General features: G+C 36.9%; 17 protein-coding genes and 1 rRNA gene. 10 read left to right on the top strand and 8 right to left on the bottom strand.

Annotated features, from left to right (window positions below):
• Window positions 1-1008: ribosomal RNA gene (locus ABD682_RS00005) — 16S ribosomal RNA — on the bottom strand; the annotation flags it as partial.
• A gap of 1199 nt (window positions 1009-2207) precedes the next feature.
• On the opposite strand from ABD682_RS00005, the gene thrS reads away from it, so the two are divergent.
• The 4 genes from thrS to rplT all read left to right on the top strand — a co-directional run bounded on the left by thrS (window position 2208) and on the right by rplT (window position 5422).
• On the top strand, window positions 2208-4142 hold the full coding sequence (thrS, locus tag ABD682_RS00010; protein WP_344737647.1) for a threonine--tRNA ligase: 1935 nt from the start codon (window positions 2208-2210) through the stop codon (window positions 4140-4142).
• Between the two features lie 29 nt (window positions 4143-4171).
• Window positions 4172-4717, top strand: coding sequence for a translation initiation factor IF-3 (gene infC, locus ABD682_RS00015; RefSeq protein ID WP_344740783.1), 546 nt, complete (start codon window positions 4172-4174; stop codon window positions 4715-4717).
• 63 nt (window positions 4718-4780) lie between these two features.
• A complete protein-coding gene (rpmI, locus tag ABD682_RS00020; protein WP_027138918.1) occupies window positions 4781-4978 on the top strand; it encodes a 50S ribosomal protein L35 in 198 nt (65 codons plus the stop codon).
• A 99-nt stretch (window positions 4979-5077) separates the two neighbouring features.
• Window positions 5078-5422: a 50S ribosomal protein L20 gene (gene rplT, locus ABD682_RS00025; protein WP_344737653.1), complete on the top strand. Its 345-nt coding sequence runs from the start codon at window positions 5078-5080 to the stop codon at window positions 5420-5422.
• A gap of 49 nt (window positions 5423-5471) precedes the next feature.
• Here rplT and ABD682_RS00030 read toward each other — a convergent pair whose 3' ends face one another.
• Together ABD682_RS00030 and ABD682_RS00035 are read right to left on the bottom strand one after the other, a co-directional pair.
• On the bottom strand, window positions 5472-6713 hold the full coding sequence (locus tag ABD682_RS00030; protein ID WP_344737655.1) for a phenylacetate--CoA ligase family protein: 1242 nt from the start codon (window positions 6711-6713) through the stop codon (window positions 5472-5474).
• Window positions 6714-6818: 105 nt separating this feature from the next.
• A complete protein-coding gene (locus ABD682_RS00035) occupies window positions 6819-7664 on the bottom strand; it encodes a sugar-transfer associated ATP-grasp domain-containing protein (RefSeq protein WP_344737657.1) in 846 nt (281 codons plus the stop codon).
• A gap of 492 nt (window positions 7665-8156) precedes the next feature.
• Between ABD682_RS00035 and ABD682_RS00040 the strand changes: the two genes are divergently transcribed.
• Window positions 8157-9275 carry a hypothetical protein gene (locus ABD682_RS00040; protein ID WP_344737660.1) on the top strand — a complete coding sequence of 373 codons (1119 nt, stop codon included), beginning with the start codon at window positions 8157-8159 and terminating at the stop codon, window positions 9273-9275.
• A 50-nt stretch (window positions 9276-9325) separates the two neighbouring features.
• Here the strand turns inward: ABD682_RS00040 and ABD682_RS00045 are convergent, their stop codons facing one another.
• From ABD682_RS00045 to ABD682_RS00055, 3 genes are all read right to left on the bottom strand, one after another.
• A complete protein-coding gene (locus ABD682_RS00045; RefSeq protein ID WP_344737663.1) occupies window positions 9326-9748 on the bottom strand; it encodes a secondary thiamine-phosphate synthase enzyme YjbQ in 423 nt (140 codons plus the stop codon).
• Window positions 9749-9840: 92 nt separating this feature from the next.
• On the bottom strand, window positions 9841-10224 hold the full coding sequence (locus tag ABD682_RS00050; protein WP_344737665.1) for a T9SS type B sorting domain-containing protein: 384 nt from the start codon (window positions 10222-10224) through the stop codon (window positions 9841-9843).
• 977 nt (window positions 10225-11201) lie between these two features.
• Window positions 11202-13163 (bottom strand): putative porin, encoded by a 1962-nt coding sequence (locus tag ABD682_RS00055; RefSeq protein ID WP_344737667.1) that lies wholly within the window; start codon window positions 13161-13163, stop codon window positions 11202-11204.
• A gap of 372 nt (window positions 13164-13535) precedes the next feature.
• Between ABD682_RS00055 and ABD682_RS00060 the strand changes: the two genes are divergently transcribed.
• The 5 genes from ABD682_RS00060 to ABD682_RS00080 all read left to right on the top strand — a co-directional run bounded on the left by ABD682_RS00060 (window position 13536) and on the right by ABD682_RS00080 (window position 18935).
• Window positions 13536-14135 (top strand): ribonuclease HII, encoded by a 600-nt coding sequence (locus ABD682_RS00060; protein ID WP_344737669.1) that lies wholly within the window; start codon window positions 13536-13538, stop codon window positions 14133-14135.
• Between the two features lie 53 nt (window positions 14136-14188).
• Window positions 14189-16612 (top strand): ribonuclease HII, encoded by a 2424-nt coding sequence (locus ABD682_RS00065; RefSeq protein ID WP_344737671.1) that lies wholly within the window; start codon window positions 14189-14191, stop codon window positions 16610-16612.
• Between the two features lie 335 nt (window positions 16613-16947).
• Window positions 16948-17997, top strand: coding sequence for a nucleoid-associated protein (locus tag ABD682_RS00070; RefSeq protein WP_344737673.1), 1050 nt, complete (start codon window positions 16948-16950; stop codon window positions 17995-17997).
• A 95-nt stretch (window positions 17998-18092) separates the two neighbouring features.
• A complete protein-coding gene (locus ABD682_RS00075) occupies window positions 18093-18470 on the top strand; it encodes a hypothetical protein (RefSeq protein ID WP_344737675.1) in 378 nt (125 codons plus the stop codon).
• A gap of 90 nt (window positions 18471-18560) precedes the next feature.
• Complete coding sequence (locus ABD682_RS00080) at window positions 18561-18935, top strand: hypothetical protein (protein WP_344737677.1); 375 nt, start codon at window positions 18561-18563, stop codon at window positions 18933-18935.
• On the opposite strand, the gene lipB is transcribed toward ABD682_RS00080, so the two are convergent.
• Window positions 18919-19626 carry a lipoyl(octanoyl) transferase LipB gene (lipB, locus tag ABD682_RS00085; protein WP_344737679.1) on the bottom strand — a complete coding sequence of 236 codons (708 nt, stop codon included), beginning with the start codon at window positions 19624-19626 and terminating at the stop codon, window positions 18919-18921. The two genes, ABD682_RS00080 and lipB, sit on opposite strands and share 17 nt — an antisense overlap.
• A gap of 28 nt (window positions 19627-19654) precedes the next feature.
• Window positions 19655-19813 (bottom strand): YqaE/Pmp3 family membrane protein, encoded by a 159-nt coding sequence (locus ABD682_RS00090; RefSeq protein ID WP_344737681.1) that lies wholly within the window; start codon window positions 19811-19813, stop codon window positions 19655-19657.
• Window positions 19814-20033 lie beyond the last annotated feature (220 nt).

Consider the following 20033-nt stretch of genomic DNA (forward strand, 5'->3'; position numbering starts at 1 on the left):
TATCTCTACCCCATGCAACTTACATTTAAGCCCTGGTAAGGTTCCTCGCGTATCATCGAATTAAACCACATGCTCCACCGCTTGTGCGGGCCCCCGTCAATTCCTTTGAGTTTCATTCTTGCGAACGTACTCCCCAGGTGGGATACTTATCACTTTCGCTTAGCCACTCAGCCCGAAAGCCGAACAGCTAGTATCCATCGTTTACGGCGTGGACTACCGGGGTATCTAATCCCGTTCGCTCCCCACGCTTTCGTCCATCAGTGTCAATATATTATTAGTAATCTGCCTTCGCAATTGGTATTCTATGTAATATCTATGCATTTCACCGCTACACTACATATTCTAACTACTTCATAATAATTCAAGATAACCAGTATCAAAGGCAATTCTACAGTTGAGCTGCAGACTTTCACCTCTGACTTAATTATCCACCTACGGACCCTTTAAACCCAATGATTCCGGATAACGCTTGGATCCTCCGTATTACCGCGGCTGCTGGCACGGAGTTAGCCGATCCTTATTCTTACGGTACCGTCAAGCCCCTTCACGAAGGGGTGTTTCTTCCCGTATAAAAGCAGTTTACAACCCATAGGGCAGTCTTCCTGCACGCGGCATGGCTGGATCAGAGTTGCCTCCATTGTCCAATATTCCTCACTGCTGCCTCCCGTAGGAGTCTGGTCCGTGTCTCAGTACCAGTGTGGGGGATCCCCCTCTCAGGGCCCCTACCTATCGTTGCCATGGTGTGCCGTTACCACACCATCTAGCTAATAGGACGCATGCTCATCTTACACCGTAACCTTTAATGTTTTCCCCATGCGAGGTAAACATACTATGAAGTGTTAATCCAAATTTCTCTGGGCTATCCTCCAGTGTAAGGTAGATTGCATACGCGTTACGCACCCGTGCGCCGGTCGTCAGCGAGAGCAAGCTCTCCTGTTACCCCTCGACTTGCATGTGTTAGGCCTGCCGCTAGCGTTCATCCTGAGCCAGGATCAAACTCTTCATCGTTGATCTTTAATAATGTTAACGACTACTTAAGAATCTTCTAGTACTCAAAATGGTCTATTCTCTTTGTCGATCAACACCGTTTCCAGTGTTAATCTTACGCTGTCAATTCAATATGTTTATGAACTTTTTTCTCTTTACTAAAGTCGTTTCCTCTTTTAGCGGGTGCAAATATAAAACCCTTTTTTCTTCCTCACAATACTTTTACACTTTTTTTGGAAAATTTTTTTTATTCCCCAACTCTCGTTGTATCGCATCATGTTTCTGAACTTTTTGCGCCAACGGACTTACCCGTTTTTGCGGGTGCAAACATACAACCCTTTTTCAGTTTTTTCATAACTTTTTGCAAACTTTTTTTATTCTTTTTTTTAGTACCTCATAACCCCTTTGTTTTGTGGATTTTATACGCCCGCTTTTTTTGTTCTTTTTTCTTTCGATGGGGGTTGTGAGTGGTTTTATAAGATAAGGCTTATGCTTTTTTGTTGCGAGGCTTCGTTGTCGCTATGAATGACATTTGAAATTAATACATATATAACATCATGGCCGGCACGGCCAAGTCTATTTTTGTTTGAAGTTCTTTCATGAGATTACTTCGTCGTTCCTCCTCGTAATGACCAATACAATATTAAACAGAGAATACAAAGTAATAAAACTTAACTACACTTAAATTGGAATGTCATGGCGGGCATAGCGAATACATCTTTTTGTTGGGAGTTCTTTTCATGAGATTACTTGGTCGTTCCTCCTCGTAATGACGGATACATTGTTGAAAAGAGAATACAAGGCCATAAAACCTAACTGCACATTAATTGGAACGTCATGGCGAGCATAGACAAGCCATCTTTTTGTTGGGAGTTCTTTTCATGAGATTACTTCGTCGTTCCTCCTCGTAATGACGAACTATAGATTCCTGCCTTCGCAGGAATGACTAAAACACTTATATATATGATGAACCCGGCTAAAAAGCCCGCGTTAGGCCTGCCTGCCGGCAGGCAGGGATAGTAGCGGATAGCCCACAGCGAGGAACGAGCGAGGACTTGCAGCGGATAGCCCGACCCGAAAGGGGAACGCCCTACTCCTATTTATTTGTTCGAATATTTTTTATTATATTATATGGTGCGTCTGTACTGAAAATATAGGTGCTTAGATATTGTGTGGCTGTGTTTATACTATTATCTTTGTGCCGGATTTTAAAATTTTTTATGATACAGATTACATTACCAGATGGCAGCGTGAAGGCGTTTGAGGCGGGCGTAACTCCGATGGATGTTGCGAAGAGCATTAGCGAGGGCCTGGCGCGACAAGTGATTTCGGCGAAGTTTAATGGGAAAACGGTTGAATCGGTGACGCCGTTGACCACCGACGGATCGCTAGTGTTGTACACCTGGAACGATGATGAGGGCAAAAAAGCATTTTGGCACAGCTCGGCTCACGTGCTGGCTCAGGCGATTGAGGAATTGTATCCGGGATCTAAATTAACTATTGGTCCGCCAATTGACAACGGGTTTTATTACGACGTTGACTTTGGGGAGCATACGATCTCTGAAAAAGATTTTAAGACGATCGAGGATAAAATGCTAGAGATTGCCCGCGGGAAGTATGATTTTAACATGCGTTCGGTGAGCAAGGCCGAGGCGCTGGATGTTTATAAGGACAATCCGTATAAAACGGAGCTCATTGAAAATCTGGAGGACGGTAGCATTACGTTTTGCGATCATGCTACTTTTACCGACTTATGCCGTGGTGGTCATATTCCAAATACCGGAATTATTAAGGCCGTAAAAGTATTGAGTGTTGCCGGTGCTTACTGGCGTGGTGATGAAAACAAACCACAGTTGACACGTGTTTATGGGATCTCGTTCCCTAAACAAAAAGATTTAAAGGCGTATTTAGAACTTCTTGAAGAGGCTAAAAAACGTGATCACCGTAAGCTTGGTAAAGAATTGGAACTGTTTACTTTTTCGCAAAAAGTGGGACAGGGCTTACCGCTGTGGTTACCGAAAGGTGCTGCTTTGCGGGAGCGTTTGGAAAACTTTTTGAAAGCGGCCCAGAAAAAAGCGGGTTACGAAATGGTGGTTTCTCCGCATATTGGACAGAAGGAACTCTATGTTACCTCTGGACATTATGCTAAATATGGTGCTGATAGTTTTCAGCCAATAAAAACACCGAAGGAAGATGAAGAGTTTTTGTTGAAGCCGATGAATTGTCCGCATCACTGTGAAATCTATAAAAGTTCGCAGTGGAGTTATAAGGATCTACCAAAACGTTTTGCCGAGTTTGGAACTGTTTATAGGTATGAACAAAGCGGTGAGTTGCACGGATTAACTCGTGTGCGTGGGTTTACACAAGATGATGCGCATTTGTTTTGTACTCCGGAGCAATTGGATGAAGAGTTTAAAAATGTAATTGATCTGGTGCTCTACGTATTTGGTTCGTTAGGTTTTGAAAATTTTTCGACTCAGGTATCCGTGCGTGATCCGGAGCATCCGGAAAAATATATTGGAGATCTAGACAACTGGGAGAAAGCAGAACAAGCAATCATTAATGCTGCGAAGGATAAAGGTTTGGATTATGTGATTGAAGAAGGTGAAGCTGCCTTTTACGGTCCGAAACTGGATTTTATGGTGAAAGATGCTTTAGGCCGCCAGTGGCAATTGGGAACGATTCAGGTAGATTACAATTTACCGGAGCGTTTTGAGCTCACCTATAAAGGTAGTGATAACGAATTGCACCGCCCTATCATGATTCATCGTGCACCGTTTGGAAGTATGGAGCGTTTTGTGGCGTTGTTATTAGAACATACGGGAGGAAATTTCCCTATTTGGCTGATGCCGGTTCAGGCTATCATCCTGTCAATTAGCGAGAAATACGAAAAATACTCTGAAAAAGTTTTAAATTTGTTAGAAAATAACGAAATTCGCGCCCTCGTGGATCACAGAAGTGAGACTATTGGGAAAAAGATACGGGAATCCGAAATGCAAAAGCACCCGTATATGATTATAATTGGAGAACAGGAAGAGGCCGAAGGTAAAATAACCGTTAGAAAACACGGTGGTGAAGACCTTGGGATGATTACTGTTGATGCTTTTGCAGACATTATAAAAGAAGATATTAATAAAACGTTGAAATCGTTTTAAAATAGAAGTTTAACTAAAAATTTATAGCCATAGCAATTAGAAGAAGACACCAACCTAGAAGGGTTTCGCAAGAAGACAAGCACAAGATTAATTCGAAGATTACTGCCCAAAAAGTACGTCTTGTTGGAGACAATGTAGAAATTGGTATTTATACAAAAGGAGATGCCATGCGTATCGCAAACGAACAAGAGTTAGATCTTGTTGAAATATCGCCTAATGCGGATCCTCCTGTTTGTAAAGTTATGGATTATAAAAAGTTTCTTTACGAGCAAAAGAAACGTGAAAAGGCGTTAAAAGCGAAGGCTAGTAAAGTAACGGTTAAAGAAATTCGTTTTGGTCCTCAAACAGACGACCACGATTACGAATTTAAAAAGAAACATGCTGAGAAGTTCTTAAAGGACGGAGCTAAATTAAAAGCATTCGTGTTCTTTAAAGGGCGTTCGATCGTGTTTAAGGAGCAAGGACAAATTTTGTTATTACGTTTGGCTCAGGACCTGGAGGAATATGGAAAGGTTGAGCAAATGCCTCGATTAGAGGGAAAACGTATGACGATGTTCATGACGCCTAAAAAATAGAAAGTTACCTGAATTTTCAGGACTAAAGATAATTAAGCGAGATAATTAAAACTAGGAAAAGAAATGCCTAAAATGAAAACAAAATCCAGTGCCAAAAAACGTTTCAAGTTAACAGGTACCGGTAAAATCAAAAGAAAGCACGCTTTTAAGAGTCACATCTTAACAAAGAAGTCTAAAAAGCGTAAGCTTGCGTTGACCCACGACACCTTAGTGGATAAGGCCGACGAGAACAATGTTAAAACCATGTTACGTTTAAAGTAACACCCGTTTTAACCGGTTAAAATTATTTATAAACCCTGGAGTTAGGCTCAGTAAAAGTGTTCGGATTTCGAGCCGCCTACTACAAAAACAATTAAAATTATGCCAAGATCAGTAAATGCTGTTGCAAAAAGAGCCCGAAGAAAAAAGGTGCTTAAGCAAGCTAAAGGTTACTTTGGAAGACGTAAAAACGTTTGGACAGTAGCCAAAAACGCGGTGGATAAAGCGATGCAATATTCGTACAGAGACCGCAGAAATAAAAAGAGAACATTCCGCGCTTTATGGATTACGCGTATCAACGCCGGAGCCAGAGAACACGGATTATCTTACTCACAATTTATGGGAAAACTCAAAGCTAACGATATCGAACTAAACCGTAAGGTTTTAGCCGATCTGGCAATGAATAACCCAGAAGCTTTTAAAGCTGTTGTTGAAAAAGTAAAGTAGGGCTTTTTGCCTATTGTAAAACATATTATTCGCTTAATAAAAATCCGATTCAGTTTGAATCGGATTTTTCTTTTTGATATAAACTCAATACTTTTTTTCGTTTACCTGAAGATAAAGGTGGTATTTCGTGAACGTATTCTATTTTAATTTCTGCATCCCGACCAAAATCCAATTTCATAGATTCAATTAACTCTTTTTCAAAATCACAGTTATCATCAATTAAGTTTAGTTTTATAGTATATCTCTTTTCATCAGTTTGAATGAATTGATACTGCTTTAAAAACTTGTAATAATTATAGAATTTGGTATACACGACGAATGATGAAACCAGATCTCCACTGGTGTCATAAATCAGATCCATTTTTCTACCCTCGATATGTTTAAAGTTAGGTAGCTTTCCTTTTTCAGGTTTTGAAAAAACACCTATGTCTCCAGTATCAAACCTTATGAGAGGCATACAATAATTATAAAGGTCTGTAACCACTATTCTACCTGGTTGCCCGTATTTAACAGGTTCGTCGGTATCAAATTCTAAAAGTTCAATATGATAACTCGCCCAATTGATAATGAATTCTTTCCCTGAATCCTTAATTTGTTGTGCCATCAATCCAATCTCTTCATTGGAATATCTGGAATAAATCGGAGCATTAAAAAATTTACTCATATGCTCGCGTGTGTAATCATTAAGATACTCAGAATTAGCAATGATAGCCTGAATGTTGAAGTTAAAAGGTGTGTTTAAATTATTCCTTTCAACATATTGACATATGGTTTCATACGCTGAAGCGAATCCTAAAAATGTTTTTGGTCCTTTATCTTTTTTTAAAACTGAAAATAATTCTGAAATCCTATCATCTGTTAGTTTGGAAACATCAAATTGAACCACATTCTGAATAAAACTTTTTAATCTACTTTTTTTATTATGGCTTCGCCATACCTCAAATTCATACAATCTATCTCCTATTTCATGTCCTACTTTATTGTAATAATAGATTACATCTGCCGTATTTCTTTTACGCTTATTCTTATTTTGAAAAATGAAAAAAGGAACTCCAGTAGATCCACTAGTTGATACCTTATAATTTTTCGCTTTTAAATATTCGCTAGATCGAAACGCATCAAAATTTTCTTGAATAGTGGTTTTTTTGATAATAGGAAAATCTTTTAATTTTTTATGTTCCTTATAAGTTTTGTAATAATCAGTGGTAGAGGTTGCGTGCCTTATTAAATTAAGGACCTTTTCATTCTTATTTATTGAAAACTTATTTTCAAAAGGAGTATGAAGCAGCATTCGAATTTCATTTAAATGTTCGTTTACTCCAGTTGGTTTGAAAAAATCGGTAAAATTAAAAGCTAGCTTGCGGCAAGGGTTAATAAAAGAATTATTGAACATTTTTTATTTTTGTGAGAGAATTTCATCTGTAAAGGATCCAAATAAAGGGCCGTTAGCCAATTGATGACCATAAATACCCTGATGGTAAGTGTTATATTCTATTAAAATGGGTTCATTTTTATTATCAATACCAATATCCCAAGAAATCAATTTAAAATAAGGAATTAGTAAATGCATTTTTTTTACATGTTCCAACGCCATATTATAACCTGGAACTTTAAAATCTTTAAGAATTACATTGGTGTCCGTTTTTGTTGTTAATACCCCACTTTCGAAATGTCCAAATTCTTTCAGTCTCCCATTGGATTGAATGCCGCAACCAATACCCCCAGATGCCACGTTATCGGTAAAATTCCCTTTTTTACCAATTCGGATAACACTTGATAAAATATGAACGCCATCATTGTTTAGATAAGTTAAAATCCGCAAGGTATTTAAAGAGGTTGGATTGAGCGATTTAAGCGCTTCGTGCTGATCGACCAGAAATTGTATAATAAAATCTTTTCTATACTTTCTAAATATTTCAATCACACTCAAATTATCAATACTGGTTAAACCATTTTTAATCCAAAATACAATGACATTTTGACCGTTACCTGAATCGATAGAAGGTTTTATTATCATAGGACATTTTTGATTCAAAACCGTTTCCACAGCAATTTCTTCAGTTACAATTTTATTGTCCACATAAAAAAAACCGTTCATATTCTTTAAAACTATTTCTGGTTGATTAAATTTTTTAAATAAAATCCCAAGTAAGTTTTTATCGAGTAAAGCGGGCCACTGACGCATTTGATTTAGTTTTTTATTAATTATGGCGTGGAAAATATCTTCAGGAATATATTTCACCGAAAAATATCCGTTAACAGAATAATAAAATTCATGCCAAAAGGTTTTTACTTCAAATCCGTATTTCGAATAAAATTCTTTAATTTCTGTAATCTGAGAACTATTTAATTTTTTCCGATTATCGTAGTTTTTAAGAAGCTTTTTAATAATACGAGTATACTGTTGTTTTAACTTAATTGTATAAGCCAGCTCTTTAAAATAAACACCGTATTTTATTAAAAGGAATTTAAGCATATTAATACCTTTTGAAACATAAGAGAATAAACATAGTAAAATTTAAATCACATCTTAATTTTATGAGTGATTTCTTTAAATTTTATCGACAAAATACTTTATTTAACGATTTAATATTCAACATTTTCCATTTAGCGAATTTTCGAGCTAATTATCTAAATAGTTAAATCTATCACCTCAATTTCATTAATTTTAACTATTAACTTGACCAAACTTAAATACAAGTTAACAAGCTATTAATCAATATAATAATCCATTATGAAAAAAATTACATCCCTCATTGGCTTGATAGCTCTGCTCATTTTTGCAGGGTGTCAAACCGAACCGCTAAGCTCAGAAAGCGGATTAACTTCTGCAGATGCTAAGTTTCAAAAAAGTAACCTGAGATTTGATTGGTCTTGCACCACAACAGCTTCTACTGTTGATCTCTATGCCGGGCAACATATACTTGTAGGTAATGTAACGGTTAAAGAAGATGGTTCAGACTACAAAATTACCTACAATATAACGAATTCTGGCTATTGCTTAAAGGCTACTCACTTATCTGTAGAGAACAGTCCTAACGGTTTTCCAATTACCAATAGTGGCAACCCAAAGGTAGGCCATTTTGAATATAGTGAAGCGCATGATTGCCTTTCAAGTTACACTTACACCGTTCCTATGGATGAAGGAGACTACATCGCGGCCCATGCGGTTGTTACCTGTACTACAGGTGGTGTTGAAACCCTTTATGCTACATTGCCTGCGACGGCTAATTTTTGTATTACCACAGGCCGAAAAATTGACGGTGCAAAATCGTATATAAAAGTTGATGTCACTGATGGTCCTCTTTCAGGTTCTTATTGGGGTTGGTGTGCTGATGAATCATTAGGTTTTGATAATGTGGGTGTTCCACAAGGGGATTCTCTATGTTTTAATGATAATTCTTTTACTGTTTATACTTTAAATGATGAATCTCATATTTCTTCTATCATTGCTAATGTAGACCATATAGACAGTGCGTTATGGTTAATTAATAATTTGGATGCACTACTAGGTGAAGGTTATTTATATGGAAATATTCAATGGGCTCTATGGAAACTTTTGAATAATCAAGAGTGTAATTCTTGTAATTACAATTTAAAATTACCATCTGGAGACATTACGATCGCCGGTATGGAAGTTTATAATAAAGCAATTACCCAAGGTGATGGTTTTGTGCCAGCCTGTGGAGATCAAACCATTGCTATTCTTGACAATGGTGTAAGTCAACCAATAATAATTCCTATAGCCATTCCATGTGACAATGGAGATTGTGAAGAAACAGCTTGGGCTGATGGTTGTGATTTCCCGGGCAACCAATGGGCAACTTACTTCCACTACGGTACAGAAAATTAAAATTAATCTTATTAATAATTTAAAAACCGGTTCATAGTGAACCGGTTTTTTTATTTTCCATAGGCAGTAATCACCACTTTTCTAGAGCCTCCATTGTTACGATGCTCACATAAATAAATGCCTTGCCAGGTTCCCAAATTTAATCTACCGTTGGTTATAGGAATATTAACTGAGGTATCTAATAAGGAAGCCTTAATATGTGCCGGCATATCGTCAGATCCTTCAAATATATGCCTATAATAGGATGCATTTTCAGGAACAAGTTCATTAAAATGACTTTCGAAGTCAGTTCTAACCGTGGGATCTGCATTTTCGTTGATCGTTAAACTTGCAGAAGTATGTTTTATAAATACCTGTAATTGCCCAATTTTTATTTCTTTTAATTCCGGAATAGCATCCAAGATTTCCTTTGTTATTAAATGGAAACCTCGTGAAGCAGGCTTTAATCTAATTTCTGTTTGAAAAAATTTCATTTTATCCTTTTAAGATTATTGTTAAAAGTATAAAAATTCCATTCCTTTTTCTCTTCCACGATCTCTATTCTCTATTCTCTATTCTCTATTCTCTAGCGATACAAGGTAAAGTGACCTACAAAGCTTCTATCGTCATGACTATCATTAAGCTCAATCACATACCAGTAATCTCCCGTTGGTAGTTCCTTGCCGTTGTACTTACCATCCCACTTCTGCCCTTTTCTTAAGGTCGCTACGCGTCTGCCATAACGATCATAAATATTGTAGGTTAAATTCGGGAATTGATTCGCACAATCAGGACCCCACTCATCCAACTGTCCATCGCCATTTGGGGTGAAGTAATTCGTGATACAGATGTCGATGTATTCAAAATAAGCCGTCGCTGAAGCTATACAGCCATTACTATCTGTTACCGTTACCGTATAATCACCGGACTCATAGATGTAGAAACTTTCATCACTACCTATAGATTCCATACTACCATTAGGAAGGGTTACCGTATAATCATAATCCCCTGATCCTCCTGTGGTCGCTATGACTACCTGATTCAGTTNGTGTCGTTTCCAACACTAATCTTACGCTGTCAATTCAATATGTTTATGAACTTTTTTCTCTTTACTAAAGTCGTTTCCTCTTTTAGCGGGTGCAAATATAAAACCCTTTTTTCTTCCTCACAATACTTTTACACTTTTTTTGGAAAATTTTTTTTCATTCCCCAATCCTCGTAATAGCGCATCATGTTTTTGAACTTTTGCTCCAACGATATTACCCGTTTTTGCGGGTGCAAACATACAACCCTTTTTTAGTTTTTAAACAACTTTTTGTAAACTTTTTTTATTCTTTTTTTTAGTGCCTCATAAACCCTTTGTTCTCTGGTTTTTATGCGCACGCTTTTTTTGCTCTTTTTTCTTTCGATTGGGCATTTACGGGTGGATTAGGATGATTCGATAGACTATTCAAAGACATAGAATGGTGGATTCCTGCCTTCGCAGGAATGACAATTGCGGTTTTAACAACGGCTTACAACCTTGAAAAATGGAGGTTACTGCATTTTAAATGAATCGTCATGGAGAGCATAACGAAGCCATCTGTTTGTTGGGAAGCCCTTTTAATGAGATTACTTCGTCGTTCCTCCTCGTAATGACGGGTGCATTATTGAAAGGAGATTCTTCGCTGGCGCTCTGAATGACATTTGAAATTTGAAGAATCAGATTACAACGTTGCTGTCCTCCTCGTAATGACGAACTATAGATTCCTGCCTTCGCAGGAATGACAAAAACACCTATATACATGACAAAAACACCTGTATATATTATGAACCCGGCAAAAAAGCCCGCGTTAGGCCTGCCTGCCGGTAGGCAGGGATAGTAGCGGAAAGCCCACAGCGAGGTACGAGCGAGGACTTGCAGCGGATAGCCCGACCCGGAGGGGAACGCCCAAATAAATATGTATGTTATAAAAAGAAATTCCAGACCAGGCCGAAACGCACTATGAAGTCGCGATAGGGATTGCCGGGCCCTGAGAAATAATCGTAGCCCGTGGCACTTGAGTTGAAATGCTCGGCTTTTAGGAAAATACGGGTTTGACGAATCTTGGCATTTATGAAAAAATCGAGACGTGGGAAGCCTCCAATTTTTTCCTGATTTTGCACGTAAAATTCGGCCAGAACCGGGTTGTAGGCATCCATATAATACGAGGTAAAATAATTGAGCGTTACACCGGTTTGCAGATAAAGTGCCTTCTGAAAAAGATCTGTTGAGAAATACAGGGTATTCCGGGTAATGATCTCCGGTACATTAAATATGGTATCGGTATCTTGAGCCGTTTGGTACATAATCGTATTATCGAGGGCAAACTTTCCGAACTTGATCTCTTTTTGAAGCTTTACACGGAGATAATTAATGGTTTTATCTGATTGAAAAGGCCGCACCTGACTGGTTGTTGGATCTTCCTTAAAATAGGTGTAATCGTTAATTGTGGTGTAATCGACACTGATGTTTGCAATACGATTGGACTTTAGCTGGAAAGCTAACTGATCTGATTCGGTATTATTAAAACTGTTTTGCCAATTGTAATTGGTATAATCACTTTGGTAGAGCAACTTATTATAATTGGGTGCCTTGCTACTGTGATTTAATGAAGCGATGGCCTTAAAATCTTTATTTAATTGAAACGAGGCTTGTGCTTTGAGGTAATTCCCATCAAAATCGCCAGCAACGTTGATCCCTGCCTGCCCTTCTAACTCGAAGCCTTTGTATTTTTTATGATAAGCTCCTCCGGCTGCATAAATATTTCCTTTTAGTCGGTTGCTTATTCGCGTACCATCGGCCAGTACAACAACACGATCATAACCATAATTGTAACTGTTACTGCTGACGTTGAATTGCACATCGCCCAAAAGATCGTTACTATAGTTTACGTGAAATTGATTGTAAAACTTTCGAAGATCGGCCCGGTCTCTTAAACCGGAACTTTTAAAACTCGATCCGAAATAGGTCGTTTCAGCACGAGATTGATCAAATTGAAAATTTTTATCTTCGAAATTAAGCATATGCCCTATACATAATTTGTTCTTACTTAATGAATCTTTTTTTCGAATGATCTTGTATTCGTGCTCAAGAAAAAGACGTTTTCCCTTAAGTATGCTCTCGGCATTTTCAAACTTCACTTCTAAAATAGATCGGTCTAGAAATTCGGGAGCACCGCTTATAAAGTTCTGAACACTTTCTTCAGTTAATCCGCCATTTTCTTCATTAAGTAGGTCTTGAGTTACAACATGCATGTGCATATAATACCTATCATTCTTTGTTTGGTAATTTGTAGTAAACCTAAAATTTCCGGTACTGGTGAGTAAATGCTGGTATTTCCCGATAGACCTCAACCCTTTATAGGCGATGGAAAAATTAAACTGCGGCGAGGTATTAACTGTAAAAAATGAATCTGCTAACTGCCCTTGCTCAAAGGCCGTTTTAAACATAAGCTCTGTAAGTGGTGTTGGCACTCGATAATAGTTGATATCCTGAATTTCCATGTAATTGAAATGCCTGGCACGTGCTCCAAATTCCGGCATCAAGCGCGTACTTTCAAAATCATAGGTTAGTGTATTAAAGGTTTGCCCCATATTCGAGAATGGAATGAGCCCAAAATAATCTTTACGCAGATAGTTAAACTTATAATCTTTTTTAATGGTAAGTGTTGTATCTACAAAAGTGGTATCATTTTTAAAGGAAATAATCAGGTAGTCTTCAATTTTCGTTTTCGGTTTATTGTTTTTTGTAGATACTCTAGATGCAGCTAAGGTAGAATCCTCTGCGGTTAGAACCCGGTCTGCCTTGCTCGTTATGCCAAGCTTACGCTGTGCATGCAGGTTTCCCGCCAGTAACAATAATAGAATAACAAAAATCAGTTTTTTCATCCCAGGCTTTTTCTCGAGGCAAAAGTAATTATTTGAACGTAAAGTGTCGTTAATTATTTTAAATAAAGAAAGCCAGCTTTACGGCTGGCTTTCCTTTAAACTGGTGTTATTTTCTTCTTTAATAACAACAATAATTTTGAGTTAGTCGATTGCAAACATCTTAATATTATTTGAAATACGCAACTAATTTTTAGCAATAAGGATGTTAAAATTTCATTTTATTTATTGAAAATTCACAAAAACAAAGGTTTAGCTAATATATCTTTAATGATTTTTTTCGATTGTTGATTAATCATTAATTCATTCTTTTTAAAGGATTTCATGATATTCTGATTTTGAAATTATAAATTAGCAGGTATTATTGTGCTATTTATGCTTTTACAATCTTTTTCTGATCATGATTTTGAATGTGGAACCGATGAAGCCGGTCGTGGTTGTTTAGCCGGCCCGGTTACTGCTGCTGCGGTTATTTTACCTCCGGATTTTGAACATGATTGGCTTACCGATTCAAAGCAACTAAGTGCCGCAAGGCGTGAGGCCTTAAAACCTATTATTGAGCAACAGGCTGTTAGTTTTTGTTTTTCACATGTTTATCAGGAGGAAATCGACAAAATAAATATTTTAAATGCCTCTATTTTGGCCATGCATAAATCTGTGGCAGGTTTAGAGCCGCAGCCTCATTTTATTATTGTTGATGGCAATAAGTTTAAGCCCTATAAAACCATAAAGCATAAAACCATTATTAAAGGTGATAGTAAGTATTTGAGTATCGCTGCCGCTTCAATTTTGGCAAAAACATATCGTGATGCTTATATGGAGAAAATACACGAAGAATATCCTATGTATCACTGGAATCAAAACAAAGGCTACCCCACGGAAGCACATCGTGAAGCGATAAAAAAATATGGGATAACTAAATATCATCGGAAATCCTTTCGTTTGTTACCGGAGCAACTCAAGTTAGGGCTTTAGGCGTTATTATTTGTTTTTAAAAATATGTAGGTTTGTAAAAATTTAATCCATTCATGAAGTTTATCTACGCGTTGCTTTTGATTGGTTTTGTGGTGAGCTGTACAAGCCCGAATAAAACTAAAACCCAGCTTATTGATTACATCCCCGAAAACAGTTTTTTAGTTGTTGAAAGTCCGAATGCTGCACAATTTCGAAGTGGTTTAAGGAACAACGATTTTATTCAAAATTTATCTCAAGTAGAAGCCTATAAAACTTTAGAAAAAAAATTAAATTTTTTAACGCTCCTTCATGCCGATAGCCCCTTATTGGTTTGTCTTTCCGGTAAAAATAAAGATAGCCTGGCTTATACCGTAATTACGAAGCTAAAAGGTAGTGGTTTTAAAACCGACTCCCTTCCTAATTACAGCGAAGAAAGCTTAAAATCGAATAACCAAACGATTACTAAAAGTAATTACAATGACCAGGTATATTTTAGCACAGTGACGGATAGTATTTTAGTGGCCTCAACCTCTAAAAATATTATTGAGTCTGTTTTTAAAAACTATCCCATAGACCCCGAATTACAGAAATTACATAAAGCTACAGACAAGGAAAAAACTTCCATTATTTTAAATTTAAAATCAGGCCTTGTTCAGCGTATGTTTGTTTCAGATTCTTTATCGGCTGATACATTCAGCGATTATCTGGCTTTGGATATTGACATGAATCAGGATGCGATTTTTTTGAACGGGATCACACTGGCAACGGATTCCACCAACCTGATACGTATCTTTAAAAATACCATTCCGCAGGAAAACACCATGGCTGATATTTGTCCGTCGAATGCTGACGGCTTTTTAAGTATGACCTTCCAAAATTACGATTTGCTTCTAAATAATTTGAAGAAAGTAAGAACGGTAGATGCTACTTTAAGTTCCGAGCCTTTGTTTAAAAACATTTCAGAAGTTGGGGTTATCTATCAGGATGATCAGCGTGCTATTGTTCTCAATTCGTTGGACGTTATCGCTACAAATGATGCCTTAGTAAGTGAGCAAAACCTGGTTGATACTTATAGACAAACAGAAATTTACAACTTTTCTAAGGGGCCTATTTTCTCGGAGGCTTTTAGTCCTTTTATTACACATCAAAAAGCAGATTATTATTGCACGTTAGATCAGTATTTTGTGTTTTCTGATGCTATGGATTTATTGCAAAATATTATTGCTAATTATCAGAATAAAACCACCTGGTCTGATCGTGAGGATTTTCAAAATATTGAGAGCCATTTAAGTAATGCGTCGTCGTTATTACAGGTAACTAAACCGGAACTATTAAAAAACATACTTAAATCTAACAACCTGGATTCGGATCGTGATTTTAGTAAATATCCTGCCACGGCATTACAGTTTATTTACGACACCGATTTTGCTCATGTTCATGCAGTTATTCAAAAAAACAAAGTAAAAGCAGCAGCGCATTCGGTAAGTGAAGAACTGAATATCAAACTGGATGCCGATGTTTTGATGCCGCCGCAATTTGTTACTAATCATATTACAAATGAAAAAGAGATCGTAGTTCAAGATGTAAATAATAATTTGTATCTCATTTCAACGAACGGCAATATCTTGTGGAAAAAACAATTAAATGGTGCCATTATGGGTCGTATTGAACAGGTTGATATGTATAGAAATGGTAAACTGCAACTCGCCTTTGTTACCAAAAACCGACTTTATGTTATAGATCGTCTTGGCCGCGACGTTGCGCCGTTCCCCGGAAAATTTGAAGACGATATCACCCAACCATTAGCCGTATTTGATTACGACAATAATAAAAAGTACCGTTTACTTGTAACTCAAGGCAGAAATGTACTAATGTACAACATGGACCTAAAACCAGTAAAAGGCTTTAATTTTAATGCAGCAGATAGTTATTTACTTACCAAACCTGAGCATTTTAGAGTTGGATCTCGAGATTACATCGTTTTAAAAACGCGTGATCAAATGTATATTTTGAATCGTCGTGGTGACATCAGAGTAAAACCAAAAAATAGCTTCAAATATTCTAAAGAACCGGTCTATTTATACCAAAATAAATTTACAACCACCTCGGCTGACGGGGATTTGATAACCATCGACACCAGAGGCAACACCGCAAGCGAAAAATTAAATCTTGTTGTTAATCACCATCTGGTAACCACAAGCAAAACTCTGGTAACGCTTACCGAAAACAATCTTACCATTAAAGGAAAGACCACAGCTCTGGATTACGGTAATTATTCCGAACCCAAAATATTTTACATCGACGATAAAATTTATGTTACTGTAACCGATTTACAAGCACATAAAGTTTATGTATTTGACAGCAACTCTAAGTTACTGCCCAACTTTCCTGTGTATGGAAACGCTGCTATTGATCTCAATAATATAGATCCTGATCGCCATTTAGAGTTTACTACAAAGGGGGATAACGACGCCGTATTGGTATATCAGATTAATTAACAGTTTGTTAAATTTTAAATACACCTTTTGTCTATAAGAAAGGAATTTTTATATTTACCTAGCTATTAATACAAATTTGAAACCCTCTCTTATCAGATCATTTTTTGACGTCATTTTTCGAAATGGAAACAACTGTTTGCCTGTCAGGCAATAAGCTTTCTGTTTTTTACGATAACCAAGTCGCAAGTCCTCGAATCTTAAATGGGAACGTCAAAGATTAGTCTTTGGCGTTCTTTTTTTACGCGCAACACAAACTCCTTTTTCTAAATATTTTATAGTTTTTTTAGTTTGATATTTATGAGGATTTAATAGTATTGTAGTTCAAAAAATTCGAAATGATCTCAAGAAAAAATACTTCTATTTCCAAATGTATCATCCACAAGGTTGGTAATAAATTCAACAATACCAGAAACGCTTTTTCTGAAAATACCGTTGATTTCGATGAAGCCAGTTATGAATTGATGCTACCCTTTTTGTTGAAACCTTTTGGTAGTGTGGTTCAAAGTTACCGTTTCAATCATCATGCAGATATCAGTTTGAATGAGATTAACAATTATTCCAAACAGGTTTTTATGGATGAAAAGGCCTTTGTGGAAGTCTCGAAACATGTAGTGATGCATTTGTTTGAACAATCGAATTCCGCGCAAATAAAAACCGGTGATGTTATGGTTGTATTATTTGATGGTGTTGGTTTTAATGATTTTGAAACGCAGGCACTAGGCATTTTTAAAATTGAAACCAAAATCAATTTTTTCCAAACCTTTCTTGAAAATAACAGTTACGATATTTTGGTCCAGAAGGGGATCAGTTCCAGAAAACTGGACAAAGGCTGCCTGATTTTAAACCAGAGCGATACTGAAGGACCAGTAGTATTCAGTATAGATAATAATAGCTATGATGCGCAGTATTGGACACAGCATTTTTTAAATATTAAATATGCTGATGATGCCAATAATCATACACAACAATACCTGGAATTGTGTAAACATTTCTCTTCAGATATCATAAAATCACAATACGGTGGCCACGAGAACAGTAATTTTTTAGCTAAAACCATCGATTTCTTTAAAGCGCACGAAACTGTGAATATCGAAACATTTAAAGAGACTATTTTTGAAGAAGAATCCCATATTCGTGAATTTGAAGATTACAAAAAAAGTTTTGAAAGTGACCAAAATTTAGTATTACGGAACCAGTTTGATGTTGCCGAAGCGGTTGTAAACAAGGAGAAACGAAAGTTTAAAACGGATATAAAGCTGGACACCCACATCCAGATCAAATTGGATATTGATGCGCCGGATGCTTCAGAAGAATATTTGGAACGTGGTTATGATGAGGAGAAAAAAATGCACTACTATAAAGTGTATTTTAACGATGAAAATTAATTAATTTTTGAAAAAAACTTCAAAAACCATTAGTTCTTACCTAAAGATTAAAAAATATTTAGATACATTGGTGATTATTAATTAATTAAACCCCCATGAAATCTAAATTTATTTACCTACTAGTGGCTATTTTAGCCTTGAACTCTTGTTCTAAAGATTCAAAACCAGCTGATGTTTTACCAACCAACACCTGTGGTGTTACCAATCCTGCTGAGGATATACCTTGGCTAAAGGAGAGACTTGCTTATTATGATTCAACTAGAGCAGAAACCTTTTTTATGTGGCAAACCGATTATCAGGGTGAAACGATTTTTGTTTTAGGTACTTGTGAAGGTTCATATAATCCCAATTATTCAGCCTTCGATTGCGAGGGAAATCATGTAAGCATTACGGATGAATTAAACGACTATTTGAATAGCGTGACTTCCAAGTACCTTATTTGGAAACCCAAAAATTTTAAATGTAACGTGTAAATTCGTTGTTAAACGCTCATATTAGGAAACAGGAAGCGGTTTGAAGCAACCTTTTTAAACTATTTGTATCTTAGAATAAAACAATATTCTATGAAGTTAACTATTCTTTTTTCCACCGCTCTTTTTATGTTTTTAATGCAATGTGACACCGCAGCCATCAAAACCACTTGTGGTGTGGCCATTCCAACCGAGGAATTACCTTGGCTTAAAACCAAAACAAACGAATTAAAACAAACCAGTTTGTATGAGCTCGGACAGGTTTATATTTGGCAAACCGAATATAATGGTGAAACCTATTTTATTTTTGATAATTGTTGTCCGAATTGTGATTCAGTATTATCGATATACACTTGTGATGGTGAAGATGTGAGCACAAATCAAACCATTTCTGATTATATCTATGGTATAGACAAGAGCAACAAGGATGTGATATGGACTCCTGAAAATTTTAGTTGTAATTTATAAACTCGGCTTCGAAAAGGGTTTGGAAATGTTTGAGAAGCTTTTGTTTTACTTCAGCTTCATTTACTGTTTCTAAACCTAATTCGTTATTCAATGAGGTTACTGCTTTTCCTCGGATTCCACATGGGATAATGTTATCAAAATAACCTAAATCCGCATTTACATTTAGTGCAAAACCATGCATGGTAACCCAGCGACTGGCACGAACGCCCATCGCGCAAATTTTTCGTGCAAATGGTGTTCCTACATCGAGCCAAACACCGGTTTCACCTTTACTGCGATCGGCTTTTAAACCGTATTCAGCAAGGGTTAGAATAATCATTTCTTCCAGAAAACGAAGGTATTTATGAATATCAGTAAAAAAATTCTCGAGATCTAAAATGGGATAGCCAACAATTTGGCCGGGACCGTGATAGGTAATGTCTCCTCCCCGATTGATCTTATAATAGGTCGCGCCTTTGGCCTTAAGTTGTTCCTCATTTATTAGTAGGTTCGACTCGTCGCCACTTTTGCCTAAAGTATAAACATGCGGATGCTCAACAAACAAAAAATAATTTTCGGTTGTTACATCGGTCTCATTACGGCGATTTTGAATTTTGGTGTCGACTATACTTTTAAAAAGAGCTTCCTGATAATCCCAGGTTTCTTTGTAATCTTTTCGACCCAGATCCTGCAGTTTGATACGCTTATTCATAGACTGCAAAATTACGACTTTTTTAGCGTTATTTTTTAGGATTATTGAGAATAACTAAAGCCGCGATAACGCCCGGCACCCAGCCGCAAAGCCAAAGTAAAAAAACTATAAAAATGGAGCCACAGCCTTTATCGAGTACTGCTAAAGGCGGACAAATGATGGATAAAAGGACTCTCCAAAAACTCATGTGATGATCAGATTATTGATTGATGTATAAATACGACGCATTTTTTACCGCTTTGTTACACTATAAATGTCGGGATTATTTTTGAAATTCGGAACTGTTTCTGGAGCAGGAAGCCGCGTTAGGGATTGAGGCATTGTTGAAGCGCCTTGAAAAGCGCGACTGACGAAAGCCCGACCCGCAGGGTAACGCCCAAAAAATTTTGGAATTGGAAAATGTTAAA

The organism is Gaetbulibacter aestuarii (assembly GCF_039537665.1).
GTDB classification, from domain to species: Bacteria; Bacteroidota; Bacteroidia; order Flavobacteriales; family Flavobacteriaceae; genus Gaetbulibacter_A; species Gaetbulibacter_A aestuarii.